25 protein-coding genes, 2 tRNA genes and 1 riboswitch are annotated in these 24302 nt (G+C 71.7%); of the genes, 14 read left to right on the top strand and 13 right to left on the bottom strand.

Going from position 1 to position 24302, the window contains the following annotated elements; all coding sequences use genetic code 11:
- Window positions 1–119 precede the first annotated feature (119 nt).
- From ABRP24_RS08820 to ABRP24_RS08835, 4 genes are all read left to right on the top strand, one after another.
- Window positions 120–440 carry a hypothetical protein gene (locus ABRP24_RS08820; protein WP_214522737.1) on the top strand — a complete coding sequence of 107 codons (321 nt, stop codon included), beginning with the start codon at window positions 120–122 and terminating at the stop codon, window positions 438–440.
- Window positions 441–522: 82 nt separating this feature from the next.
- Window positions 523–634, top strand: a riboswitch (TPP riboswitch).
- Complete coding sequence (locus ABRP24_RS08825) at window positions 629–1267, top strand: ECF transporter S component (RefSeq protein WP_027464637.1); 639 nt, start codon at window positions 629–631, stop codon at window positions 1265–1267. Its footprint overlaps the riboswitch before it by 6 nt.
- Window positions 1268–1269: 2 nt before the next feature.
- The gene (locus ABRP24_RS08830) at window positions 1270–3930 is read left to right on the top strand and encodes an ATP-binding cassette domain-containing protein (protein ID WP_349847943.1); all 2661 of its coding nucleotides are present in this window, start codon (window positions 1270–1272) and stop codon (window positions 3928–3930) included.
- Window positions 3923–4507, top strand: a complete 585-nt coding sequence (locus ABRP24_RS08835) for an ATP-binding protein (protein ID WP_349847940.1) — start codon at window positions 3923–3925, stop codon at window positions 4505–4507. Before ABRP24_RS08830 ends, ABRP24_RS08835 begins: the two co-directional genes overlap by 8 nt.
- A gap of 99 nt (window positions 4508–4606) precedes the next feature.
- Here the strand turns inward: ABRP24_RS08835 and ABRP24_RS08840 are convergent, their stop codons facing one another.
- On the bottom strand, window positions 4607–6007 hold the full coding sequence (locus ABRP24_RS08840) for an MFS transporter (RefSeq protein ID WP_349847939.1): 1401 nt from the start codon (window positions 6005–6007) through the stop codon (window positions 4607–4609).
- 102 nt (window positions 6008–6109) lie between these two features.
- On the opposite strand from ABRP24_RS08840, the gene ABRP24_RS08845 reads away from it, so the two are divergent.
- Both ABRP24_RS08845 and ABRP24_RS08850 read left to right on the top strand, forming a co-directional pair.
- Window positions 6110–7561: an LLM class flavin-dependent oxidoreductase gene (locus ABRP24_RS08845; protein WP_349847937.1), complete on the top strand. Its 1452-nt coding sequence runs from the start codon at window positions 6110–6112 to the stop codon at window positions 7559–7561.
- On the top strand, window positions 7558–8823 hold the full coding sequence (locus ABRP24_RS08850) for an acyl-CoA dehydrogenase family protein (RefSeq protein ID WP_349847935.1): 1266 nt from the start codon (window positions 7558–7560) through the stop codon (window positions 8821–8823). The genes ABRP24_RS08845 and ABRP24_RS08850 overlap by 4 nt, the downstream gene beginning before the upstream one ends.
- A 159-nt stretch (window positions 8824–8982) precedes the next feature.
- Here the strand turns inward: ABRP24_RS08850 and ABRP24_RS08855 are convergent, their stop codons facing one another.
- The 5 genes from ABRP24_RS08855 to ABRP24_RS08875 form a co-directional block, all read right to left on the bottom strand.
- The gene (locus tag ABRP24_RS08855; protein WP_017886056.1) at window positions 8983–9327 is read right to left on the bottom strand and encodes a metallopeptidase family protein; all 345 of its coding nucleotides are present in this window, start codon (window positions 9325–9327) and stop codon (window positions 8983–8985) included.
- Window positions 9328–9521: 194 nt separating this feature from the next.
- Window positions 9522–9597, bottom strand: a tRNA-His gene (locus ABRP24_RS08860).
- A 75-nt stretch (window positions 9598–9672) separates the two neighbouring features.
- Window positions 9673–10311, bottom strand: coding sequence for an oligoribonuclease (gene orn / locus ABRP24_RS08865; RefSeq protein WP_027464644.1), 639 nt, complete (start codon window positions 10309–10311; stop codon window positions 9673–9675).
- 876 nt (window positions 10312–11187) lie between these two features.
- Window positions 11188–12429, bottom strand: coding sequence for an MFS transporter (locus ABRP24_RS08870; RefSeq protein ID WP_349847931.1), 1242 nt, complete (start codon window positions 12427–12429; stop codon window positions 11188–11190).
- The gene (locus ABRP24_RS08875) at window positions 12426–12875 is read right to left on the bottom strand and encodes a MarR family winged helix-turn-helix transcriptional regulator (RefSeq protein ID WP_027464646.1); all 450 of its coding nucleotides are present in this window, start codon (window positions 12873–12875) and stop codon (window positions 12426–12428) included. The genes ABRP24_RS08870 and ABRP24_RS08875 overlap by 4 nt, the downstream gene beginning before the upstream one ends.
- A gap of 114 nt (window positions 12876–12989) precedes the next feature.
- Between ABRP24_RS08875 and ABRP24_RS08880 the strand changes: the two genes are divergently transcribed.
- Together ABRP24_RS08880 and ABRP24_RS08885 are read left to right on the top strand one after the other, a co-directional pair.
- The gene (locus ABRP24_RS08880; protein ID WP_027464647.1) at window positions 12990–13280 is read left to right on the top strand and encodes a hypothetical protein; all 291 of its coding nucleotides are present in this window, start codon (window positions 12990–12992) and stop codon (window positions 13278–13280) included.
- Window positions 13281–13309: 29 nt separating this feature from the next.
- Complete coding sequence (locus ABRP24_RS08885; protein WP_027464648.1) at window positions 13310–13570, top strand: thioredoxin family protein; 261 nt, start codon at window positions 13310–13312, stop codon at window positions 13568–13570.
- On the opposite strand, the gene ABRP24_RS08890 is transcribed toward ABRP24_RS08885, so the two are convergent.
- From ABRP24_RS08890 to ABRP24_RS08900, 3 genes are read right to left on the bottom strand one after another with little or no spacing between them, the layout of a single operon-like run.
- Window positions 13514–15100, bottom strand: a complete 1587-nt coding sequence (locus tag ABRP24_RS08890; protein ID WP_349847927.1) for a DUF6716 putative glycosyltransferase — start codon at window positions 15098–15100, stop codon at window positions 13514–13516. The two genes, ABRP24_RS08885 and ABRP24_RS08890, sit on opposite strands and share 57 nt — an antisense overlap.
- Window positions 15097–15969, bottom strand: a complete 873-nt coding sequence (locus ABRP24_RS08895; RefSeq protein WP_017886049.1) for an N-acetylneuraminate synthase family protein — start codon at window positions 15967–15969, stop codon at window positions 15097–15099. Before ABRP24_RS08895 ends, ABRP24_RS08890 begins: the two co-directional genes overlap by 4 nt.
- Entirely contained in the window at window positions 15966–16733 is a 768-nt protein-coding gene (locus tag ABRP24_RS08900; protein ID WP_301598163.1) for a cytidylyltransferase domain-containing protein, read from the bottom strand. Before ABRP24_RS08900 ends, ABRP24_RS08895 begins: the two co-directional genes overlap by 4 nt.
- A gap of 152 nt (window positions 16734–16885) precedes the next feature.
- Here ABRP24_RS08900 and ABRP24_RS08905 point away from each other — a divergent pair.
- A tRNA-Arg gene (locus ABRP24_RS08905) sits at window positions 16886–16958 on the top strand.
- A gap of 100 nt (window positions 16959–17058) precedes the next feature.
- On the opposite strand, the gene ABRP24_RS08910 is transcribed toward ABRP24_RS08905, so the two are convergent.
- Window positions 17059–18336 carry a hypothetical protein gene (locus tag ABRP24_RS08910; RefSeq protein ID WP_349847924.1) on the bottom strand — a complete coding sequence of 426 codons (1278 nt, stop codon included), beginning with the start codon at window positions 18334–18336 and terminating at the stop codon, window positions 17059–17061.
- A gap of 89 nt (window positions 18337–18425) precedes the next feature.
- On the bottom strand, window positions 18426–18692 hold the full coding sequence (locus tag ABRP24_RS08915; RefSeq protein ID WP_017886047.1) for a hypothetical protein: 267 nt from the start codon (window positions 18690–18692) through the stop codon (window positions 18426–18428).
- 150 nt (window positions 18693–18842) lie between these two features.
- Here ABRP24_RS08915 and msrA point away from each other — a divergent pair, with 150 nt between their 5' ends.
- From msrA to ABRP24_RS08930, 3 genes are all read left to right on the top strand, one after another.
- Window positions 18843–19370, top strand: a complete 528-nt coding sequence (gene msrA / locus ABRP24_RS08920; RefSeq protein ID WP_071246723.1) for a peptide-methionine (S)-S-oxide reductase MsrA — start codon at window positions 18843–18845, stop codon at window positions 19368–19370.
- A 37-nt stretch (window positions 19371–19407) separates the two neighbouring features.
- On the top strand, window positions 19408–19611 hold the full coding sequence (locus ABRP24_RS08925) for a hypothetical protein (protein ID WP_071246637.1): 204 nt from the start codon (window positions 19408–19410) through the stop codon (window positions 19609–19611).
- Window positions 19612–19730: 119 nt separating this feature from the next.
- Entirely contained in the window at window positions 19731–20354 is a 624-nt protein-coding gene (locus ABRP24_RS08930; RefSeq protein ID WP_349847921.1) for a single-stranded DNA-binding protein, read from the top strand.
- A 29-nt stretch (window positions 20355–20383) separates the two neighbouring features.
- On the opposite strand, the gene ABRP24_RS08935 is transcribed toward ABRP24_RS08930, so the two are convergent.
- Entirely contained in the window at window positions 20384–21106 is a 723-nt protein-coding gene (locus ABRP24_RS08935; RefSeq protein ID WP_111057861.1) for a hypothetical protein, read from the bottom strand.
- A 135-nt stretch (window positions 21107–21241) separates the two neighbouring features.
- On the opposite strand from ABRP24_RS08935, the gene ettA reads away from it, so the two are divergent.
- Window positions 21242–22927 carry an energy-dependent translational throttle protein EttA gene (gene ettA / locus ABRP24_RS08940; RefSeq protein ID WP_027464653.1) on the top strand — a complete coding sequence of 562 codons (1686 nt, stop codon included), beginning with the start codon at window positions 21242–21244 and terminating at the stop codon, window positions 22925–22927.
- A 32-nt stretch (window positions 22928–22959) separates the two neighbouring features.
- Entirely contained in the window at window positions 22960–23412 is a 453-nt protein-coding gene (locus ABRP24_RS08945; RefSeq protein WP_035807619.1) for a thioesterase family protein, read from the top strand.
- Here the strand turns inward: ABRP24_RS08945 and ABRP24_RS08950 are convergent.
- Window positions 23399–24262 (bottom strand): acyl-CoA thioesterase II, encoded by an 864-nt coding sequence (locus ABRP24_RS08950; RefSeq protein WP_027464655.1) that lies wholly within the window; start codon window positions 24260–24262, stop codon window positions 23399–23401. The two genes, ABRP24_RS08945 and ABRP24_RS08950, sit on opposite strands and share 14 nt — an antisense overlap.
- Window positions 24263–24302 lie beyond the last annotated feature (40 nt).

A 24302-nucleotide genomic window follows, 5' to 3' on the forward strand; every position in this document is an offset into this window, starting at 1 on the left:
CAGGTGTGGGTGCGGCCAACATATCGGCGGCGCTCGTCCGCGTCCGCAGACAAGCCCCAGCTGTGGATGCCCACTGCGCCCCGCGGCCTGTGGAGGAACGGACGAGTAGCGTCGCGCGCATGGCCAACATCGTCTCGAAGATCGCAGACCAGGTCCGCCCGCTCGGGGTCTCCACGAACTACGGAGAACCCGTCGAGGTCGGCGACCAGACCCTCATCCCCGTGTCCGTCAGCTGGTTCGGCTTCGGAGGCGGCGGGGACGACGAGAACGGTGGCGGCGGTGGCGGCGGCCTGTCGGCCCCCGTCGGTGCCTACGTCCGCCGCCCGGGCAAGGACCTCGTGTTCGAGCCGAACCCGATCTCGCTGATCGTCGTCAGCATCCCCTTCGTGTGGGTGGCCGGGCGTGTCCTCCGCAAGCTGGTGCGCGCGCTCAAGAAGTGACCACCTGACGCACGGGAGGCCCGTGGCGACGCCGCCACGGGCCTCCCGTTGCGTCACGCGGTCGCGACCGCGTCTAGACTGCTGGCACACACACGGGAGTCCGGGACCGCCGGGCTGAGAGGGAGCGATCGGCGCTCCGACCGTCGAACCTGATCCGGATCATGCCGGCGCAGGGAGGAGTCAGCAGCATGCCTTCAGGCACGTCCACAACCGTCACCACCGCTCCGCGGCGATCGCTGCGTTGGCGGGTCGTCGACATCGTCGTCGCGAGTGTCCTCGCGGTGGCCCTCGGAGTCGTCTTCCGGCTCTGGGAGTTCGGCTACGAGCCCATCAGCGCCGTCATGGACCTCGTGCTCCCCGGCACGAAGGCCCTGTTCGGCGGGGTCTGGCTGCTCGCCGGTCCGATCGTCGCGATCGTCGTCCGCAAGCCCGGCGCCGCGCTCTACGGCGAGATGGTCGCCGCTTCGGTGGAGGCGTTGTTCGGCACCCAGTGGGGATGGCTCACGCTTGAGGCCGGCCTCGTCCAAGGTCTCGGCGCCGAGATCGTCCTCGCGCTGTTCCTGTACCGCGTCTACCGCCTGCCGGTCGTCGTGCTCGCCGGTGCCGCGGCCGGACTCGCGCTCGGCATCAACGACACCGTCCTCTGGTACCCGGGGCTCGACGTCGCCTTCAAGGTCGTCTACGTGATCTGTGCGGTCATCTCCGGTGCCGTGATCGCGGGGGCGGGCTCGTGGCTGATCGTCCGGGCGCTCGCCCGCACCGGGGTGCTTTCGTCCTTCGCGGCCGGCCGTGAGCACAGCCGCCGCGAGCCCCGCGCCCTGGTGTGACCGTGCGCGCTCCGTCGGCGACGTCCCCTTCCACCGGCGGCGACGCCGGCGAAGGTGCCGGCGTCCGCGGGGCGCGGATCGTGTTCCGTGGCTGGGGCTGGCGGTACCCGGAGCGAGACGCCTGGGCCGTCCGTGACGTCCACCTGACCGTCGAGCCGGGGGAGCGGGTCGCCGTCGTCGGGCCGTCCGGTGCCGGCAAGTCGACGCTCCTGCGAGCGGTCGCTGGCGTGCTGCCCGACGAGCCCGACGCCACCGACGACACCGCTGCTTCGGTGCAGGGGACACTCCTGGTCGACGAGGCCGACCCCCGCGCGGTCCGCGGGCGTGTCGGTCTCGTCATGCAGGACCCCGAGGCACACACCGTGATGTCCCGCGTCGGCGACGACGTGGCCTTCGGCTGCGAGAACGCCGGCGTCCCCCGCGACGAGACCTGGGACCGGGTGCGGACGGCGCTCGACGTCGTCGGCCTCGACCTGCCGCTCGACCGTTCCACCGCGCAGCTGTCCGGTGGGCAGCGGCAGCGGTTGGCGCTCGCGGGCGTGCTCGCGATGCGGCCGGGTGCGCTCGTGCTCGACGAACCCTGCGCGAACCTCGACCCGGACGGCGTGGCGCAGGTGCACGACGCCGTCCGGGCACTGCTCGACGAGACCGGAGCGACGCTGCTCGTGGTGGAGCACCGGATCGGCACCTGGCTGGACCTGGTCGATCGGCTCGTGCTGCTCGAACCAGGCGGCGGCGTGGTCGCGGACGGCCCGCCGGCCCGGGTGCTGGCGGACCACGGCGAGGCGCTCACGGCGGCCGGGGTCTGGGTGCCCGGTGCCGAGCCGGCGCGTGGTTCGGCTCGGCGGCTGCGGCGTGCGCTCGGACGAGCGGGCGAAATGCCCGGAGCGTCCAGCGGGGCGACCGCGGCATTCCGCCCGCTCGGCGAGGGAGAGCGCGGCGAGGAGGCGCTCGACGAGGGAGCGCGTGAGATGACGTCGCTCGGACGAGCGGGCGAAATGCCCGGAGCGTCCAGCGGGGCGACCGCGGCATTCCGCCCGCTCGGCGAGGGGGAGCGCGGCGAGGCGGAGGCGGCGGTGCTGCTCGAAGCCCGGGGGCTCGGTACGGCCCGGGGGAAGCAGTCGGTCGGGAACGGCATCGACCTCGGGCTCCGGGCAGGGCAGGTCCTCGCGGTCACCGGCCCGAACGGCGTCGGCAAGTCGACGCTCGGGCTGACCCTCGCGGGCCTGCTGGCACCGGCCGCCGGCGAGCTCAGCGCCACCGACACCCTCGCCGACGGTCTCGGCGCAGCGCCGCACACCTGGACGAGCCGCCAACTCGCCGCACGGATCGGCACGGTGTTCCAGGACCCCGAGCACCAGTTCGTCGCCCGCTCCGTCCGCGAGGAGATCGAGGCCGGCCCTCGAGCACTCGATGCGCCTGACGCCGCCGAACGAGCCACAGCGCTGCTCGACGAGTTCGGGCTGGCACACCTGGCCGACGCCAACCCATTCACCCTGTCCGGGGGCGAACAACGACGACTCGCGATCGCCTCGGTCATCGCCGCCCGGCCACCGGTCGTCGTGCTCGACGAACCGACCTCCGGGCAGGACCGAGCCACGTGGCAGGCCGTCGTCGGGCGGCTCGGGGCCCTGGCTGACGCCGGCTCCGCGGTGGTGGCGGTCACCCACGACCGCGATCTCGTCCGGGCACTCGACGCCGACGAGGTCGTGCTCGGGCCGGACGGCGCCCGGACCGTCGGGCGCGACCGGGGGCCGTCGGTCGCGACCGCCCCGGAGACGGGACCGACAGCCGGACGCCGCCCCGGGCCTCCAGACCGGACCGACACGGACGACCGGACGGACGCGGCGCTTGGGGCGGACGTGGCGGACGGAACCGACCGAACGGACCCGGCGCGACCACCGCTGCCGGCCCGCGCGACCGGCATCCCCGGCGTCCAGCCGGTCGCGTCACTGATCGGTGTGCTCGCCCTCGGCGTCTGCCTGGTGCTCAGCCTCGACGTCGTCTCCGCCGCCGTCGCCCTGGCGTTCGAACTCGCTCTGCTGCCGCTCCTGCGCCTGCCGGTCCGGACCCTGCTGCTCCGACTCGCACCGGTGCTCGTCGCGGTGCCGCTGACGGCGGTGAGCATCGCGCTGTACGGCAGGCCCTCGGGTCGGGAGTGGTTCGACCTCGGGTTCGCGCACGTCACCGACGGGTCGCTCACGCTCGCGCTGGCGACGGCACTCCGGGTCCTCGCGGTGGGCGTGCCGGCCATCGCGCTCTTCGTACGGGTCGACCCGACCGACCTGGCCGACGGGCTCGCGCAGGTGCTCCGGCTGCCCGCGCGGTTCGTGCTCGGAGCGCTCGCCGCCGTCCGGATGATGACCTTGCTCGTCGACGACTGGCGACAGCTCGCGATGGCCCGGCGCGCCCGAGGACTCGCCGACTCCGGACGGCTCCGCCGCGGAGCGACCATGGCGTTCGCGCTGCTCGTGCTCGCGCTGCGCCGGGCGACGACGTTGGCGGTGGCGATGGAGTCACGGGGGTTCGGTGCTCCCGGACGGCGGACCTGGGCGCGGGTCGCACGGTTCGCCGGGCCGGAGTGGGCGATGGTGGCGGTGCTGGTCGGCATCGGCGCGGTGTCGATCGCCGTCGCGGTGAGCGTGGGGACGTGGCGTGCCTGACGCGACGCCTGCAGCCGGCACGACGGACGGCGAGCGCGCGACGGGTACGACCGCCGGTGACCTCGCCCCCGGCCTGGCCGCTGCTGCTGCCGGTGTCGCCGCTGCCACGGGCCGGCGCGCCGTCGTGCTCATCGACGGCCGGTCCGGCACGGGCAAGACCACCCTCGGAGCACAGGTCGCGGAGCAGCTCGGTGCGCAGCTCGTGCACCTGGACGACCTGTACCCGGGGTGGGACGGCCTGCGTGCGGCTGCCGATGCCGTGGTGACGGACGTCCTCGGAGCGCCGAGCGGGTACCGACGCTGGGACTGGGTGGCCGACGCGCCCGCGGACTGGGCGTCGGTGGACCCCGACCTGCCGATCGTGGTCGAGGGCTGCGGGGCGTTGTCCCGGGCGTCGGCGCCGCTGGCGTCGCTCGGGGTGTGGCTCGAGGCCGACGACGCCGTGCGGTGGGACCGGGCGATCGGACGCGACGGCGAGGTCTTCGCACGCGAGTGGGACCGCTGGGCCGCGCAGGAACAGGCCTTCATCGCCGCCGAGGACCCGGCCGCCCTGGCCGACGTGGTCCTGCGGACGTAGGGCGCGGGCCCGCGCTGCCCTGCGGCGAGCACCGAGGTTTCGCGCTCAGCGACACCTCACGGCTTCCGGAAGGCGAGAACTGTCGCCCAGCGCGAAACGTCAGCCCGCCGCGCCCGCCGCGCCCGCGCCCGCGCCCGCGCCGCCGCCCGCGCCCGCGCCCGCTCGCGCCTCCCGCCGCGCCACCGCCCGCGGGTCCACCGCGAACACCGCCGCCACGATCGTCAGCACCGCGTACACCCCGAGGTACCCGCACAGGATCCACGGCGACCCGCCCCCGAGCTGTACGAACACCGCGGCCAGCAGCGGCGTCAGCCCCACCGAGAAGATCGACCCGATCTGGTACCCGAGCGACATCCCCGAGTACCGCCGCCCGGTCGGGAACTGCTCCGCGAACCACGCCGCCTGCGGCCCGTAGATGCTGTCGTGGAACACGCACATCCCGATGAGCGCCACGAGCGGCAGCAGCACGAGCGGCCCGGCGTCGAGGAACGCGAAGAACGGCCAGATGAGCACCGCGATGCCCACCGCCGACCAGATCGTCAGCACCCGCCGCCCGACCCGGTCCGACAGCCACCCCCAGAACGGCGTCGACACGAGCGACACCGCCGAGATCACGAGCACGGCCTGCAACCCCGCGTCCGAGCCCGATGGCCCTCGCACGTTGCCGAGGTAGGTCAGCGAGTACGTCGTCAGGATCGAGTACAGCGCCGGCTGCACGAGGCGCAGGCCCGCCGTCACCAGGATCGACCGCGGGTGCTGCCGGATCGCCTGCCACACCGGGAACCGTTCGACCCCGCCCGAGGCGCGCAGCTCCTGGAACACCGGGGCGTCCTGCACGCCGAGCCGGATGACGAGCCCGACCGCCACGATCACCGCCGAGAACAGGAACGGCAGCCGCCAGCCCCAGGCCAGGAACGCCTCGGTGCCGAGCAGCGACCGCACGAGCGTGAAGACCCCGGTCGCCAGGAGCATCCCACCGGCCGACCCCATCTGCGTGAACGCCCCGAACAGCCCCCGGTGCCGCTCCGGCGCGTGCTCGACGGACAGCAGCGCCGAGCCGCCCCACTCCGCACCGGCCGCGACGCCCTGCAGCAGCCGCAGGAACACGAGCGCCACGACGGCACCGACCCCGATGGTCGCGGCGGAGGGGATGACCCCGATCAACGTGGACGCGATGCCCATCAGCACCAGCGACGCGACGAGCAGCTTCTTCCGCCCGATCCGGTCACCCAGGTGGCCGGCGATCACACCGCCGAGCGGCCGCGCCACGAACCCGACGCCGTAGGTCGCGAACGACGCGATGACCCCGACGGCCGGCGTCACGGACGGGAAGAACGTCGGTGCGAACACCAGCGCCGAGGCCGTCGCGTAGAGGTAGAAGTCGTAGTACTCGACGGTCGTCCCGACGAACGACGCGAGGGCGACCCGACGACGGGTCGCGGTGGTCGACGGTGCGGCGGGACGGTCTGGAGGCGCGGTGACGGTGGTCTGGCTCGGCATGCCTCAGGAGCATGGTCGCGTCCAGGGCCGCGGGGAACACCGCGCGTAACGGGAGGTCACGTCGCTGTCGTCGGGCGGTGCCCGCCGACCACGATGGGACGCATGAGCGATGCACCGAACCGCCCGCTGCGCTTCGCGGCCTTCGTCATGAACACGACCTCGCACATCCAGCACGGCCTGTGGCGGCACCCCGCCGCCCGGCAGGCGGACTTCGACGACGTGACGCTGTGGACCGACCTGGCGAGGACCCTCGAGCGCGGCAGGTTCGACGCGATGTTCTTCGCCGACGTCGTCGGGACCTACGGCCCCGGTCGCGGCGACTACTCGACCAACCTGCGCGAGGGGCTGCAGATCCCCTCGAACGACCCCTCCGTGCTGCTCTCCGCGCTCGCAGTGTCGACCGAGCACCTCGGGCTCGCGTTCACCTCGAGCGTCATCCAGGCGCACCCGTTCGACTTCGCCCGCAAGGTCTCCACGCTCGACCACATCACCCGGGGCCGCATCGGCTGGAACGTCGTCACGAGCGCCCTCGACAGCGCCGCCCGGAACTTCGGGGCCGACCGGCTCGAGGAGCACGACGAGCGCTACGTCTGGGCCGAGGAGTACCTCGAGGTCTGCGCGAAGCTCTGGGAGGGATCGTGGGAGGACGGCGCCGTGCTGAAGGACCCCGTCCGCGGCTACGCCGACCCCGACAGGGTGCACCGCATCGACCACCACGGCAAGCGCTACGACGTGCAGGGGCCGCACCTGTCGGCGCCGTCACCACAGCGGACCCCGGTGCTGTTCCAGGCCGGGTCGTCGCCGGCCGGCCGTGCCTTCGCCGCACGGAACGCCGAGGCGCAGTTCATCCTGACCTCGAACCGGGACGCCACCGAACAGCTCATCCGCGAGACCCGCGACCTGGCCGAGGCCGCCGGCCGGCAGCGGGACGACATCGCGTTCTTCCTCGGCCTGACCTTCGTCACCGGCTCCACCGAGGCCGAGGCGAAGGCCAAGGAAGCGGAGATCGACGAGTACCTGGCCGCCGACGGGTTCCTGGTGCACTCGAACCTCGGCTTCGACCCGGACACCGGCGAGCCCCTCGACCCGGACACCCCGCTGTCCGAGGTCCGCACCCACGCCGGGCAGTCGCACCTGCAGTGGCTCCGCGAGGCCGCCGGGGACCGCGAACCGACCATCGCCGACCTCGCCCGGCTGTCCGCCAAGCTCCGCGCCCGGGTCGTCGGGACGCCGGAGCAGATCGCCGACGAGCTCGCCGACTGGCAGCGCGTGGGCGTCGACGGCGTCAACGTCATCAACTGGACGCTGCCCGGCTCGTACGAGGAGTTCGTCGACCACATCGCGCCGACCCTGCAGGAGCGCGGGCTGATGCAGTCCGAGTACCGCGAGGGGACCCTGCGCGAGAAGCTCTTCGGCCACGCACAGCTGCCGGACTCGCACCCCGCCAGGCGGTGGCGCGGAGCGTTCACGGGCGGTGCCGGCGCGACCGCGACCCACCCCGACGACGCGACCCACCCGGCCGACGCGACCCGTGCGGTGGAGGTGCCCGCATGACGGCCGCGACGACGACCGACGGAGCCGTGACGGGCCTCCCGGCCGACCGTCTGGCGACCCTGCGCGAACGCTTCGCGCCCGTGTTCGTGACCATCCGCGACGGCGCGGTCGAGCGTGAGCTCGCGTCCGGCACTCCCGGCGACCGGCCGCTGCCGCACGCCGAGGTCCGGGCGCTCGCCGACGCGGGGTTCGGGCGGCTCCGCGTGCCGGAGGACCGCGGCGGCTTCGGCGTGACGCTGGTCGAACTCGCGCACCTGGTGGCGGACCTGGCGGCGGCGGACTCGAACGTCGCGCACCTGTGGCGGGGACACTTCGGGTACACCGAACTGGTGCTGCTGCGGCCGCACTCGGCGTCGCGGGACCAGTGGCTCGACCGGATCGTCGGCGGCGCGATCGTCGGGAACGCGACCTCGGAGCGGACCGGGACGACCCTGGCCGACATCTCGACGACGGTGACGCCGTCTGGTGGTTCCCTCCGCCTCGACGGGCGGAAGTTCTACTCGACCGGCACGCTCTACGCGGACTGGATCTACCTGGCGGCGGACCGTGACGGGGAGCGCGTGACGTTCGCCGTCGACGCCTCCGCGCCGGGCGTCAGGAGCATCGACGACTGGGACGGGTTCGGGCAGCGGTTGACGGCGTCCGGCACCACCGTGTTCGACGGGGTGTCGGTCGACCCCTCGGTGGTGTCGGCGTACCGGGACGCCCCGCTGTCGCACATCCAGGCCTTCTACCAGCTGTACCTGCTGGCGGTCCTCGCCGGGATCGGGCAGGCCGTGTCCGACGACGCCGTGGCCTTCGTGCGACCACGGACCCGCACGTACATCCACGCCAACGCGGCCGTGCCGGGGGAGGACCCGCAGGTGCTCGCGGTGCTCGGGCGGCTGTCGGCCGGGGCGTTCACCGCCCGGTCACTCGTCGTCGCCGCTGCGGGGCTGCTCGACGGGGTCGTCGCGACGAACGAGCCCGGGGTCGGCGTCGACCGCGTGGTGCTCGACGCGGCCGAGAACGCCGTGTACCAGGCGCAGGTCGAGATCGGGCCGCGGGTGCTGCGGTCGGCGTCCGAGCTCTTCGAGGTCGGCGGGGCGTCCGCTGCCGACCGGACGCGTGCGCTGGACCGGCACTGGCGGAACGCCCGGGTGGTGGCGTCGCACAACCCGGCGGTCTACAAGGGGCGGATGGTGGGGGAGTACGCGCTGCACGGGCGGGGGCCGGTGGGGGCGTGGGAGAAGTACCACGAGGTGGGGTCGACGCGGTTCTGAGGGGCGCGGGCTGCCGCGGGGCGGGGCGGGGGCGGGGCGGGGTGGGGCGGGGGTGGCGTGAGTTTTCGCGGTGAGCGACAGTTCTCGCGCCCGTGGGCCCGAGGAGTGTCGCTGAGCCCGAAACCCGGGCACCGGGCGCCGCGGCGCTCCGGCTCACCGCTACGCCCAGCCGAGCTCGTGCAGCCGCTCGTCGTCGATCCCGTAGAAGTGGCCGATCTCGTGCACGAGGGTGGTGTGCACCTCGTCCTTGAGCTCCTCGACGGTGTCGCACTCGGCCAGGTGCTGCTTCCGGAACACGACGATGCGGTCGGGGAGTTCGCCGAAGCCGTACTGCCCGCGCTCGGTGGCCGCGATGCCGTCGTACACGCCGAACAGCTCTTCGCCGTTCTCCGGCTCGTCCTCGACGACGAACACCACGTTGTCGAGCCCGTCGACCATCTCGTCGGGCAGCAGGTCGAGTTCGTCGGTCACGAGTTGCTCGAACGCTTCGGCGGACATCTCCATCACGCAGGGATCGTCCCACACCGCGCTGACCACTCGCGGCTGAGCACCTGCGGCTGACCACCTGCGGTTGAACCCTCGCGGCTAACCACCTGCGGTTGAACCCTCGCGGCGAAGCCGCACGGCGCCGGAGGTGCCCAGACAAACACTGAGGGAGAGCCCCGGTTGCGTCACACGCAACAGGACTCTCCCTCGACTGGGGTGAATAACGGGTCTCGAACCCGCGACCTCCTAGACCACAACCAGGCGCTCTACCAACTGAGCTATATCCACCATGTTCGAACCGGCGGACCGGCGCGACCACTCAATAGTAGTACATGCGGGACGGGGTGCGGACCACCCGTGTCGCTACTCGGCTGCGGGCTGCGCCAGCCGTGACTCCCACTTCGCCACGACGTCGGCCTGCACGGCGCGCACGTCGTCGGTGCTCGGGCCGGGCTCGGCGACGAAGCCGGCGCGGCGGTAGTACTCGAGCTCGCGGATCGACTCGAGGATGTCCGCGAGGGCCCGGTGACCACCGTGCTTCTCCGGTGCGTTGAAGTACACGCGGGGGAACCAGCGACGGCAGAGTTCCTTGATGCTCGACACGTCGACGCTGCGGTAGTGCAGGTGCCCGTCGACCCGCGGCATGTACTTCGACAGGAACGCGCGGTCGGTGCCGATCGTGTTGCCGGCCAGGGGTGCGGAGCCCTCGGCGGGGACGTGCTGGAGGATGTACTCGAGCACCTGGTACTCGGCGTCCGCCAGGCTCACGCCGTTCGGGATCTCCTCGAGGAGCCCCGAGGTGACGTGCATGTTCGTCACGAACTCGTTCATGTTGTCGAGCGCGGACTGGTCCGGCTTGATGACGATGTCGAAGCCGGGGTGCACGGGCTCGAGGTCGAAGTCGGTGATGACCACGGCCACCTCGACGAGTTCGTCGACCTCGAGGTCGAGGCCGGTCATCTCGCAGTCGATCCAGACGAGGCGGTCATTCGCGGTTGCCATGTCCTCGATCCTATTCCCGCCCCGCGTGCCTCCCGTACGTGCCGCTGTGCCCGGCCGCGCCCGTGCCTGCCTGTGCCTGCGCGTGCTCGGGCTCGGTGCTCGGGCTCGGTGCTCGGTGCTCGGTGCTCGGTGGCCGGTGCTCGGTCACCCGTCCCGCGCGTCCGATCCGCGAGCGGGCGAAATGCCGCGGTCGTCTTGCGGACGCACCCGGATGTTCCGCCCGCTCGTCGATCACGTGAGCCGCATGCGGTGCAGGCGACCGCCTGGAGGCCCACCCCGACCCCGGTGGGGCACCCCGCGCCTCCAGACGGTCGCTTCCACCCCGCCTGCCGCCACCGATCCCGCCGGCCCCCGCGTCGTGACCGCGAGCGGGCGAAATGCCGCGGCCGCCCCGCGGACGGACCGCGGTATTCCGCCCGCTCGCCCACGGCGGCCGCGCGCCGGTCGCGCCTTGGCACGCCCGCGCCCAGCCGAGCGGGCGAAATGCCGCGGTCGCCTTCGGGACGCCCCCGGATGTTTCGCCCGCTCGTCCGCGGGGTGAGCCGCGGGTACTGCAGGCGACCGCCTGGAGGCCCGTGGCTGCCCCGTCAGGCCGCTCAGCGCCTCCAGGCAGTCACGTCCGCCCCCCTGCCGCACTGCTCCTGCCGACCGTGAGCCGACCGCGCGAGCGGGCGAAATGCCCGGCTTCGTCCGCAGGGCGACTCGGGCATTTCGCCCGCTCGCGCGGGTGAGGGGGAGCGGTGAAAGGGAGAGAGGCCGCGCGAGCGCGCGGACGCACGAACGGGCGAAATGCCGGCGTGCCCAAGGGGGACACTCCGGCATTTCGCCCGTTCGTGGGGAAGTGGGGCGCGGATGCGAGTCGCGGGCGCCCGGCGGCTAGGCCATGTCGCCGGCGGTGATGGCCTCGGCCTCGACACGCTCCGGCTCGGCACCGTCGTCGACGCGACGCAGGATCCTCGTGGTGCAGAGGATCACGACGAAGGCAACCGCGACGGACGCACCCGCGAAGACGTACGCCGCCGAGGGCGAGTACGCGTCGGCGAGCAGGGTCGCGACGGGCGGGGCGATGGCGCCGCCGATGAAGCGGACGGCGGAGTAGGCGCTCGAGGCGACCGAGCGGGGGAGGTCGGTGGCCTCCATGACGCATTCGGTGAGCACGGTGTTCAGGACGCCGAGCACGAGGCCACCGATGACGACGCAGATGATCAGGCCGACCTGGGAGCGCACGACGAGGGCCGCGGCGAACAGGTCGAGCGCGAGCAGGGGCAGCGCGATCTTCAACACCGTCGTCCTCCGGAGACGAGCGGTGAGCATCGGGGCGACCCACACCGACGTGATCGCGAGACCGACACCCCAGCCGAAGAACGTGAACCCGATGCCGAGCGCGCCGAAGCCGAGCGGGAACGGGGTGTACGCCAGCAGGACGAAGAAGCCGATGTTGTAGAACAGCGCGGTCGCGGCGAGAGCTGCGAGCGCCGGACGGGTCAGGGCGCGGAAGGGTGCGGAGAGCTTCGTCGGTGTGGGCTTCTCGAGGCTGCCGGTCTTCAGCAGGGCGACGATGGCGATGAACGCGACGGCCATCAGGGTCGTGACGCCGAAGAACGGGCCGCGCCAGCTCACCGAGCCGAGCAGACCTCCGACGAGGGGGCCGACGGCGATGCCGAGGCCGAGCGCTGCCTCGTACAGGATGATCGCCGAGGCGGTGCCGCCCGACGCTGCCCCGACGATGGTCGCGAGCGCGGTGGAGATGAAGAGCGCGTTGCCGAGGCCCCAGCCAGCGCGGAAGTCGATGATGCTCCACACGCTGTTCGACGTCGCCGCCAGGACCGAGAACACCACGATCAGGGCGAGTCCGATGAGCAGGGTGCGCTTCGCGCCGATGCGGCTGGAGACCCAGCTGGTGAAGAACATCGCGACACCGGTGACGGCGAGGTAGCTCGTGAAGAGCAGTTCGGTCTGCGCGGGGGTCGCCTTGAGGGACGCCGCGATCGCCGGGAGGATCGGGTCGACGAGGCCGATGCCCATGAACGCGACGACGCAGGCGAAGGCGATCGCCCAGACCGCGGACGACTGCTTGAGGATGGAGCCGGACTGGCCGGCGGGTGCGTGGGCGTTCACGCGGGGATCTCCGTTCCGTTGGGGGTTGTCCGCGTCCGCTGGGCGATCAGGTTCGCCGCGTGGTGCAGGACGTCCCAGTCGTCGTCGGTCAGGTCGGCGAACAACGGACCGACCGTGCTGGTGAGGGTGGAGCGCCAGGAAGCGAGTCGTTCGCGTCCGGCCTCGGTGAGTTCGATGAGCTGCCCGCGGGAGTCGTCCGGGTCGACGCTTCGGCTGACCAGGCCGTCGGCGAGCATGCCGGCGACGAGTCGGGTCATCGTGGGCTGCGCCACACGGGAGGCGGTGGCCAGTTCACCGAGTCGCAGGGGCTCGTCGGTCTCGAGGATGCCGAGCGTGCGCCAGACCGCGGCGGACGTGGTGTTGCCCGTCGACTGGACGGCGCTGCGGATCAGGCGGTTGACGGAGACGAGGAGGGTCTCGATCGTCTGCTCACGCGGTGTTTCCATAGCTGAACTATATAGCTGTGCTATGCAAAGCGCAACGGGAGCGCGACGGCGGTGCAGCCGAGCAACGACGGGCCCGAACAGACTGCACCAGCCGCCGCCTGGTAGAAGGGAGGCATGAGCGACATCACCATCCACGAAGGCGACGAGTACACCGCGATCTTCCACGGCGGCCCCTTCGACGGCACGACCGACACCCGCACCGCCACGAGCGACGCGCTGGACGACGAGGTCACGGTGTTCGCCGACGTCGAGGGCCTGCAGACGGCCTTCACCTACCGCGCCACCAAGTCCCGTCAGGTCCTCGACCAGATCTCGGTCGAGTTCACCTACGAGCCGGAGGAGTCGGACCCGGTGGACGACCTGCAGGACCGCGGCGACCGCAGCGGCGAGTTCGACCGGGAGTAGAACCCCCACCCGCCGCGTTGCAGGACCACATGCAGCTCGACCTCTGGACGTCCGCCTTCTGTGCGCCGTGCGCCGCCGCCCGCCGGGTGTCGGCCGAGGCCTCGGCGCTCGTCCCCGGGCTCACCGTGACCGAACGCGACGTGGCGGCGCACCCCGACGACGCGGAAGACCTCGGTATCCGGTCCACGCCCACGATCATCGTGCGGCAGGACGACGGCACCGAGGTCTTCCGTTCACCCGGCGTCCCGACCCGTGACCAGCTCCTGCTCGCGGTGGCCAAGGCGCTCTGAGCGAGCGGCCGCCGCCGCCGCAGGCGTCGCCGCCGCAGGCGCCGCAGCCGCGGTCGCGGTCGCGGCGGCCCCCGGCGCAGGCACAGCGGCGCGGGCCCCCGCGCGCTGCGACGTCGGCGCCGCCACCACCACGGGTGCCGGCGGATCGACCATCGCCCGCACACGTCGCACCAGACGCTTCGCGCCCCGGATCGGGGCTCCGATGCCCAGCGCCACCAGCCCGAGCGGGCTACGATCTGCCCCACCGAGGGCGTTCTTCCGCTCCCACGCGCGGCGCAGCACCCCACCGCGACTCCGCCGGGCCGGCGCCCGGTCCTCCAGGGCCCCGGCGTCCCGTCGGGCCATGAGCTCCACGAGCCGGTGCTGCCAGTCGTCCTCAGAAGCCGGGTGGAAGTAGTTGTCCCGCATCCACTCCGGCCGGACGACCCCGAACCGTCCATCGACCAGGTCGACGGCGTCACCCTCGAGGCCGCTCCCCACGAACACCTCGTTGATCAGATGCCGCCCGATGCCGAAGTCGGTCAGCGTGAGCGCGGCGACACCCCGTGCCGCCGCCTCGAGCACCGCGGTCGAGCTGATGGTCACGAGTGCCACCGCCCGGTCGAGGTGTTCGGCCATCGGCCCGCTCTCCACCACGAGGTTGGTCGGCGCGTCCGCGGGCACCAGGTCCGGGTAGGGGTGCTCCTCGCGGTGCGTCTGGTGCTCGCCGGCAGCAGCGCGCGTCTTGATGACGACGCGCCACTCCGGGTGCGCCCGCGCCGTCTCGACCAGCCACCGCACGACGAGCGCCCGGTCGGCCCGCTCGGACGGCACACTCGGCTGCGCCGCGAAGACGACGGAGTCGCGAACCGTCCCACCGACACCGCCGACAGGATCGGTCGCGCCGGCACTGCCGGCACTGCCGGTCACCCCGGCACCCCGCGCGAACGGCAGCGTGGCGAGCGCGAAGTGCGGCTCGACGCCGCCCTCGCGTGCCATCTCCTCGTACGCGCGGACCTCACGGTGGCTGTGCAGCACGAACAGGTCGGCTCGGGCGCGGAAGAAGATGCCCTTCCACTTCGACGGGAACGAGATCCCCGGCAGGCCCGACACCAGCACCGGCCGGTGCGGGATCCGCCGGTGCACCTCGTCGATCACGAGTTCGGCCACCGGTCCGATCAACGACACCAGGACGGCGTCCGGTGGGTCCTGTCGGAGCTCCTCGACGACGGCGTCGACGTCCTTGGGCGCGGGTGGTTCGCGGTGCAGGTGGGCGAGTCGCCGGTCGAGCCCGCGGAACGCTGACCGCAGCTGCTTCGGACTCGCCGACCGCGGGGTCGCCACGGTGCGCAGCTCCAGGTCCCAGTCCGCCGGGGCGCTCGCCAGCAGGTGCGCGCCCCACTTCGCGAACGAGTCGGTGTCGACCAGGCCGACCACGCGTCGGACGCGTGGCGACGCGTCGGACGGGAGGCGCGCCTCCAGTCCGTCTGCCAGCGCACCACCGTCACCCGGCCCGTCCAGGGCACGGGTCCCGTCGACCGGGCCGGTCACGCGCCGACGCGACGCAGCTTCGCGAGCGGTGCCTGCTCGCCGGGGAAGATCCTCTTCACGCCGTCGCCGAGAGCGGTCTCGATGATGCGGATGTCGCGGGCGAGCGTCTTCAGGCCGTGCGGCTCGAGCGACGCGGCGTGGTCGGAGCCCCACATCGTGCGGTCGAGCGTGATGTGGCGCTCGACAGCCGTGGCGCCGAGGGCGACCGCGGCGATGGAGATCTGCAGGCCGGGCTCGTGGCCGGAGTACCCGACGGGGACGCCCGCGTACCGGTGGGCGAGGGTGTCGATCATGCGGAGGTTCGCCTCCTCGGCCGGCAGCGGGTAGGTCGACGTCGCGTGCATGAGGACGAGACGGTCGGTGCCGAGGGTCTCGACGGCGGCGTCGATCTGCTCGAGCGTGGACATGCCGGTCGACAGGATGACGGGCTTGCCGGTCGCGGCGACGGCGGCGAGCATGCCGAGGTCGGTGACGGACGCCGAGGCGATCTTGTAGGCGACGACGTTGAGGTCCTCGAGGAAGTCGACCGACGGCTCGTCCCACGGCGACGCGAACCAGTCGAGGCCCCGGAGGGTCGCGTGGTCGCCGATCTCGATGTACTGGTCGCGGTCGAACTCGACGCGGTAGCGGTACTCCAGGTAGGTCATGTCGCCCCACGGGGTGCTGCGCGGGGTGTTCTTCATGTGCTCCGGCGTGGAGATCGCGGGGGTGCGCTTCTGGAACTTCACGGCCTGCAGGCCCGCGTCGGCAGCGACGTCGATGAGCTGCTTCGCGATGTCGACGTCGCCGTTGTGGTTGAGGCCGATCTCGCCGATGAGGTACGCGGGGTGGCCCGCGCCGATCGTGGACGTACCGATGGTGACGGTCATGGTGCTCCGTTCGGTGCGGGGGTGGCCCGCGTCGGGGATGGGTCTCGGGTCGTGGTGGCTGTCGGGGTCGGGGTCGGGGCCGGGGCCGGGGCTTCGGCGAGGGCTTCGGCGAGGGCCAGGTCGGCCTCGTCGTCGATGTCGATCGCGCCGGCACCGTCGACGACGGCCAGCTCGACGCGGCCGTGGAACCGGTGCCGGTTCTCGAGGAACCCCGCCGTCCGCATCACGTAGAAGGCGCCGGTCTCGCGGTACTCGGGCTCGCGGTCCTGCCGACGGGGCCTGGTCGCAGCGTCGTGGTTCACCGCGACCGCCGTGCCGTCCGGGGCGGTCCGCCACAGGAACGCGTGTGACGGAGCGGCGGCGAACACCGCGTCGGCGTGCCCGTCGACCACGCGCGCGACGGCGGCGTCGAGGTCGGCCGGGTCGATGAACGGCGAGGTCGCCTGCAGGAAGACGAGGACCTCGGGCAGCGGCGTGCTGATCGCGTCGAGGACGTGCAGCAGCGCGGACTCCGAGGACGCCTCGTCGCCGGCGAGCTCGGGCGGACGGCGGACCACGGCGGCACCGGCGGCGACGGCCTCGGCAGCGATGGCGTCGCCGTCGGTCGTGACGACCACCTCGTCGATGCGCGCGGAACGTCGTGCCGATTCGACCGCTCGACGGACCAGCGAACGCCCCGCGACCGTACGGAGGTTCTTGCCGGGGATCCCCTTCGACCCAGCACGGGCGGGCACGACGGCGAGGACGGAACCGGTGGTGCGCATGCTCCGGACGCTACGAAGCGCGGGTGTCGTGGAGGGGAACGGGGAGCAGACGGTGGCCGACCGTTGGGCGACCGCCGAGCCCTGTCGCGGCGACGCGGCGGGGCGTGCATCGAGCGTCTGAGGGGCGCTCGCCGCTACAATCGACGCTGCTCGCCTCCGTAGCTCAGTGGATAGAGCAGGTGGTTTCTACCCACCGTGCCGCGGGTTCGATTCCTGCCGGGGGCGCCGAAGACGAACAGGGCCGCCATCCTCTCCGGATGGCGGCCCTGTTCTCGTCGTGCTGGCTACTACTCGTCGTGCTGGCTGCTGCTCGTTGTGGTGGCTGTTACTCGTCGTCGTCCGCGGCGCGGCGTCGGAGCTCGGCGGCGCTGATCGGCTGCGTGTACGGCGCCTCGGACGTCTCGTTCGCGTCGGCCGGCTCTGCGGGGGCCTGGTTCAGCCGCGTCGGGACGGACGTGGTGTTCGTCGCGCCGGGGGTGTCGACCCGGGGTGCCGAGGCGGGCGGGACGTCGTTCGCGGGTGCCCGGTTGACGTGTGCGTCGGCTGCGGTGGGCGTCGCGACGGGGCGGTCGGACGAGGACGGGCGGTCGTTCCGCGGTGCGCGGTCGGTGTCGCCGAAGGCGCGGGTGGCGCTGGCGTCGTCCACGACCTCGGTGTCGTCCGTGCCGCGTCCCTGGGGGGAGCGGGAGGGCGAGGTCGGGGTACCCAGCGTCGGACGGACCGGGGGTGCAGCCTCGTCGTCGCCGTACACGCGGGTGGTGTTGTCACCGAAGGAACGCGTGGCGTTCGGGTCGGTGGTGCCGCGGTTCGGGTTCGTGCCCGCACCGCGGTTCACCGAGAACGACGGGGTCGTCCCGCCGGCAGCACCTGGTGCAGCAGCACCTGGTGCAGCAGCACCGGGGGCGGCAGCGGCCGGTGCCGGAGGAGTCGAGGGTGCGGACGCGGGGCGCTGCGCCGGACGCAGCGAGGTCGTCGTCGGGGTGGGACGCTCGGCGGGAGCGGCCGGGGCCGTTGCCTGCGCCTGCGCCTGCGCCTGCGTGCGCGGGGGTTCGGCCTGGTCGGCGTTCCAGTCCTGCTGTCGCTTGATGAGGTCGGCGTCGGGGTCCGGGGACTCGAACTTCCAGCGCTCGAGGTCTGCCTTGAAGAGCTTGCGCGCACGGCTCGGTCGCGCCTGCCAGTCGAGCAGGCGGTCTCGGAACTCGGCGAGGGACTGGTCGGCCTGGAAGCTGAACGTCGACGAGTTCTTCTTGATGTCGGCGATCTCGTGCTGTGCCCAGTTGGCGGCCAGGGGCGCACCCTGCACGGGGAGCAGGCGCAGCCGGATGTCGGCGTCCTCGGCGAGGTGGTCGGCGTAGGCCCGCTCGTCGTGTCCGAGCGATCCCCACGCAGCTGCCTTGCGCGCAGCCGTCAGGATCGCGGCCACGGCCGCGTTCTTCGATTCCCGCTCCTGCAGCGCCACGACCCGCTTCGTCGCGCTGCGCCCGATGAGCGCCGCGATGACGCCCGCCACGACGATGGCGACGAAGGGGATCACAGCGCCCGAGAGCACCCGCCAACCCGTGTCGGACGAAGTCCAGTCGGTCAGGTCGTTCCACCAGTCCATGCGCGCACCATACCCACGGAACGTTCAGGCGTCGGGGAGGCCGGACGGCGTTCCGCGCATCCCACCGCAGATGATTCCAATCTGGAACATCATGACCAGCGCAGGGTGTCCACGGCGTCGTCGGCGGACCACACGCTCGGCAGCTCGACGAACCGGCGCTCGGTCGCGACGTACCGGCGGGCACGGTACGCGGTGTCGCCGGCGACGTCGATGCGGTCGACGTACCCGACGATCTCGCCGTTGGCCCGGGTGACCCGGCTCAGGTCGTCGCGGACGTCGAGGATCCGGTAGTCGCCCCGGGCGCGGGCCAGCGGGACGGTGCGGATCCGCAGTGCGGGTTCGGTGATGGTCTGCATCGCTGGCCTCCTGGTCGGTGTGGTGCCGACGCTACGGCGGACCACCGACACGCCGAGGGGTGCCATCAGATCTGGGGAACAGGGTCTCCGCGCGCACTGTTGTGGAGGAACGAGGCGGCTGCATCGGCGGCCCGGAGAGAGGGAGTGGCCATGACCACGTTCGTGCTCGCAGGTGGATGTTTCTGGTGTCTCGACGCCGTGTACCGCACGCTCCAGGGTGTGCAGGACGTGGTGTCCGGCTACGTCGGCGGACACGTCGAGGAGCCCTCCTACGAACTGGTGTGCACCGGCACGACGGGGCACGCCGAGGCGGTCGCCGTGACGTTCGACGAGTCGGTGATCCCCGCCGACGTGATCCTCGACGTCTTCTTCACGCTGCACGACCCCCGTCAGCTGAACCGTCAGGGCGCCGACGTCGGCACGCAGTACCGCTCGGCGATGTTCCCGGCCGACGACGCGCAGCGCGAGCTGTTCGAGCGCGCGATCGAGCGGGCTTCCGACATCTGGGACGGCGGCATCGTCACCACCATCGAGCCGCTCTCGACGTTCCACCGCGCCGAGGAGTACCACCAGGACTTCTTCGCGAAGAACCCGGGCCAGGGTTACTGCCTCGCAGTGGCGCTGCCCAAGGTGAACAAGGTCCGGAAGGCCTACAGTCAGTACATCCTGGCGTCCTGACCCCGGGACGGCAGGGCCACAAGGAGGTGGTTCGAACATGACGGACAACACGGGAACCTGGGTCGCCATCGGTCCGGCCGGCGCGGTGGGCAGCATCCACCGGGCGGCGGACGGCTTCCAGGTCGAGCTCTACGGACGCCGACGGGCGGGCGGGCCCTACCCGTCCCTCGACTCCGCGAAGGGTGCGGTCCACGCCGCGCTCGGACCGTTGGCCGCCCGGCCCGAGTTCCGAGCTCACTGAGCGGGTCCGGACAGGAGGCCCGGGGGACTCGTCCTCCACAGGTCGCCTGATCGGGTCCACACGCCACAGATCGAGCCCGGGGCCGCTGATGCAGCCCCGGGCTCCGTGACGATCGACCCATGAACGACATCATCACCGTCTGCGGAATCGTCGCCACCGAGCCCCGGCACCTCGTCACCGAGACCGGCATCGCCATCACGAGTCTCCGACTCGCGTCGCCCTCACGCCGTTGGGACCGGGCAACCGCCGCCTGGGTCAACGGCGCGACCAACTGGTACACCGTCACCGCGTTCCGGTCGCTCGCATCGAACGTGTTCAAGTCCCTGAAGAAGGGCGACCGGATCGTCGTCGCCGGCCGGGTCCGCATCCGCACGTGGGAACGCGACGGTCGCGGTGGGACCTCGGTCGAGATCGACGCCGACGGCATCGGGCACGACCTGGCGTGGGGCATCAGCAACTGGGTCAAGGTGCCTCGACACACCTCGGACTCGGCGGTGACGCCGGGTGTCACCCCGGACGTCGACCCCCGGACCGGCGAGGTGCGCGGCCCGACCCCGGACGAGCCCGGGTCGGCTCCTGGGCAGGACCAGGCCCGGGCGGACGGCGAGGAGTCGGTCGATCACGTCGAGCCCGACCACGTCGATCGGGACGACGAACACGACCACGATCTCGACGACGCCGGTCAGGTCGACGGCCTGCGCGCCCTGGACGCACCCGAGGAGCACGAACGCACGGCCGCGTGATGCCCGTCGCGCGGATCAGTGTCCGACGATCACCAGCGCTGGGTGATCATGCCGATGCCCGCCACTTCGGTCGTGTCCCAGTTGCCGCCCTTCGGCAGGCCGCTCACACGGCCGTCCACCCAGAACGTCGCTCCCTGGACCGCCGGCGAGTTGACCTGGCGTGCCTTCAGGCCGTGGAACGAGAAGTTCGTGTTCCACGTGCCCTGCAGACCGCTCACGCCGGGCTTGTTGCGCACCGTGATCTTCACGTTGCGCATCGACGAGTGGACGACGTCGCCGTTCAGGCGGCCGTTCCCCTCGACGTTGAAGAACAGGCGCCCCTTCAGGTTCAGGCCGACCGCCGCGATCGTGTGGCCGTTCGCGAAGAAGGTCCCGACGTTGTTCGGGTAGAAGCGGAGTCCGACCGGGGTCACGTTGTGGGTCGCCGGGCCGAGGTAGCCGTACGTGAACTTGCCGTTCTGCACGCGCTCCCAGATGAACCGCGGCGCACCCTTGCTCACGGTGGACCCCTTGTCGGACTGGATCCCCACGGAGAACGCGTTGTTGTAGGCGTCGTGCACGTTGATGTACGAGGAGTACCCGGTGCCGGCCCCGCCCTCGGTGATGTTGGCGGTGTACTCGACCAGCGGAGTGCCGTGCGGGGCGACGGTGGCTGCCGATGCCGTCGCGCCGGTGGGTGCGACGAGACCGACCGCGAGTGCGACCGCTCCGACGAGGGGGAGTGCGAGCCGGCGGATTCGTGTTGTGGGCATGTCCCTGATCCTGATCTCCGTGTGGACGACGAGGCCTCTGGTGGAAGGCGAGGCAACCGTACGTCGAAGTGTGCCGATGCAACACCCCTTGTGCGCGTTCCGGCAGCGGGCCGGGTTCAGTAGACTCATCGAGATATGGCTGAGTACATCTACCAGATGGTCCGCGCCCGCAAGGCGGTCGGCGACAAGCTGATCCTCGACGACGTCACGATGTCGTTCCTCCCCGGCGCCAAGATCGGCGTCGTCGGACCGAACGGTGCTGGCAAGTCGACGATCCTGAAGATCATGGCGGGTCTCGACCAGCCGTCCAACGGCGAGGCGAAGCTCACGCCGGGCTTCAGCGTCGGCATCCTCATGCAGGAGCCGGAGCTCGACGAGAGCAAGACCGTGCTCGAGAACGTGCAGGAAGGCGTGGGCGAGATCCACGGCAAGCTCGCGCGCTTCAACGAGATCTCGGCGCTCATGGCCGAGCCGGACGCCGACTTCGACGCGCTCCTGGCCGAGATGGGCACGCTGCAGGAAGACATCGACGCCGCTGACGCGTGGGACCTCGACTCCCAGCTCGAGCAGGCCATGGCCGCGCTGCAGTGCCCCCCGGGGGACGAACTCGTCACGCACCTGTCCGGTGGTGAGAAGCGCCGCGTCGCGCTCTGCAAGCTGCTGCTCCAGAAGCCCGACCTGCTCCTCCTCGACGAGCCCACCAACCACCTCGACGCCGAGAGCGTGCTCTGGCTCGAGCAGCACCTGCAGCAGTACCACGGTGCCGTCCTCGCCGTGACCCACGACCGGTACTTCCTCGACCACGTCGCCGAGTGGATCGCCGAGGTCGACCGCGGCCGCCTGTACCCGTACGAGGGCAACTACTCGACCTACCTCGAGAAGAAGCGCGCTCGCCTCGAGGTCCAGGGCAAGAAGGACGCCAAGCTCGCGAAGCGCCTGTCCTCGGAGCTCGACTGGGTCCGGAGCAACACCAAGGGCCGTCAGGCGAAGTCGAAGGCCCGTCTCGCCCGCTACGAGGAGATGGTCACCGAGGCCGAGCGCACCCGCAAGCTCGACTTCGAGGAGATCGTGATCCCGGTCGGCCCGCGTCTGGGTTCGCAGGTCATCGACGCCGAGCACCTGCGCAAGCAGTTCGGTGAGCGCGTCATCATCGGCGACCTGTCGTTCACGCTGCCCCGCAACGGCATCGTCGGCGTCATCGGCCCGAACGGCGTCGGCAAGACCACGCTCTTCAAGACGATCGTCGGGCTCGAGCCCCTCGACGGCGGCACGCTGAAGATCGGTGACACCGTCCAGATCTCCTACGTCGACCAGACCCGCGGCGGCATCGACCCGAACAAGAACCTGTGGGAGGTCGTGTCCGACGGACTCGACTACATCCAGGTCGGCAAGACCGAGATCCCGTCCCGCGCCTACGTGTCGCAGTTCGGGTTCAAGGGCCCGGACCAGCAGAAGCGCGCCGGCATCCTGTCCGGTGGTGAGCGCAACCGTCTGAACCTGGCGCTGACGCTCAAGCAGGGCGGCAACCTGCTGCTCCTCGACGAGCCGACCAACGACCTGGACGTCGAGACGCTCGGCAGCCTCGAGAACGCCCTGCTCGAGTACCCCGGTTGCGCCGTGGTCATCACCCACGACCGGTGGTTCCTCGACCGCATCGCCACGCACATCCTGGCGTGGGAGGGCCTCAACGAGGACGGCACGCCGAACTGGTACTGGTTCGAGGGCAACTTCGAGGCCTACGAGGAGAACAAGATCGAGCGCCTCGGCGCCGATGCCGCGAAGCCCGGGCGCGCGACCTACCGCAAGCTCACCCGCGACTGACCCTCGTGGCGAGACTGCACGCTCCCATCCGCATGCGGTGGAGCGACATCGACGCCTACGGCCACGTCAACAACTCCGCGATGCTGCGCCTGCTCGAAGAAGCGCGCATCGTGGGGTTCTGGGGTGCAGACCCGGGTGAGGACCCGGACGGCGACCTGCCCGAGCCGATCATCGACGGTCGGCCCGGTTCGGGCACCATGACGGTGATCGCCGGTCAGCGCCTCGAGTACCTGGAGTCCATCCCGTACCTCCGTCAGCCGCTCGACATCCAGATGTGGATCGGGCGGCTCGGGGGTGCGAGCATCGACGTCTCGTACGAGGTCTGGTCGCCGGCGGGGCAGCACCCCGCCGTCCTGTACACCCGGGCGACGACGGCGCTCGTGATGGTCGACGCGGCGACGAACCGTCCGCGTCGGCTGACCGACACCGAGCGGGCCGCGTGCGAGCGCTACCTCGAGGAACCGGTGCAGTTCAGCCGGCCGTAGGCACCCGCATCATGCCCTCCTGGGCGACGGTGGCCAGCAGCTTGCCGTCACGGGAGAACATCCGGCCGAACGCGAGTCCCCGTCCGCCCTGCGCGCTCGGGGACTCCTGCGTGTACAGGATCCACTCGTCGGCGCGACCGTCGCGGTGCCACCACATGGCGTGGTCGAGGCTCGCGCTCTTGACCCCCGGGGTGCCCCAGGCGACGCCGTGCCGCCGCATGATCGGCTCGAGGATCGACAGGTCGCTCGCGTACCCGAGCACCGCACGGTGGAGCGCCGGGTCATCCGGCAGGTCGCCCTGCACCCGGAACCAGACCGCCTGGTGCGGCACGTGCTCGCCCTGCACGTCGACGAACACCGGGCCCTCGACGTGTCGCAGGTCGATGGACCGCGCGGCCCAGGCACGTGCGACCGGGTGGTCGATCGCGGACAGGATCGACGCGGCCGACGGTAGCGACTCCGGGTCCGGGGTGTCCACCGGGTACGGGTCCTGGTGCTCGATGCCGGTGTCCGGCACCTGGAACGACGCGATCATCGAGAAGATCGGGACACCCCGCTGGTAGGCCTGCACGCGACGGGCCGCGAACGACCGGCCGTCGTGGATGCGCTCGACGCCGAAGGTGATCGGCACGTCGATGTCGCCGGGCCGCAGGAAGTAGCCGTGCATCGAGTGGACGTCGCGTCCCTCGATCGTCCGCTGCGCGGCGACGATGCACTGCGCCAGGACCTGGCCGCCGAACACCCGTCCGCCCGGGGACCAGTGGCTGGCACCGGTCAGGATCGTCTCGCCCGTGCTCGCACCGGTGTCCTCGAGTCGCAGGGTCCGCAGGAAGTCGGGTTCGCCGTTCACGCTGTGCAGTCTACGAACGGCTGCCCGCCGCCGTCGCAGG

Origin of the sequence: Curtobacterium sp. WHRI 8282 (assembly GCF_040223925.2) — a bacterium.
In the GTDB taxonomy this organism is placed as follows: Bacteria; Actinomycetota; Actinomycetes; order Actinomycetales; family Microbacteriaceae; genus Curtobacterium; species Curtobacterium flaccumfaciens.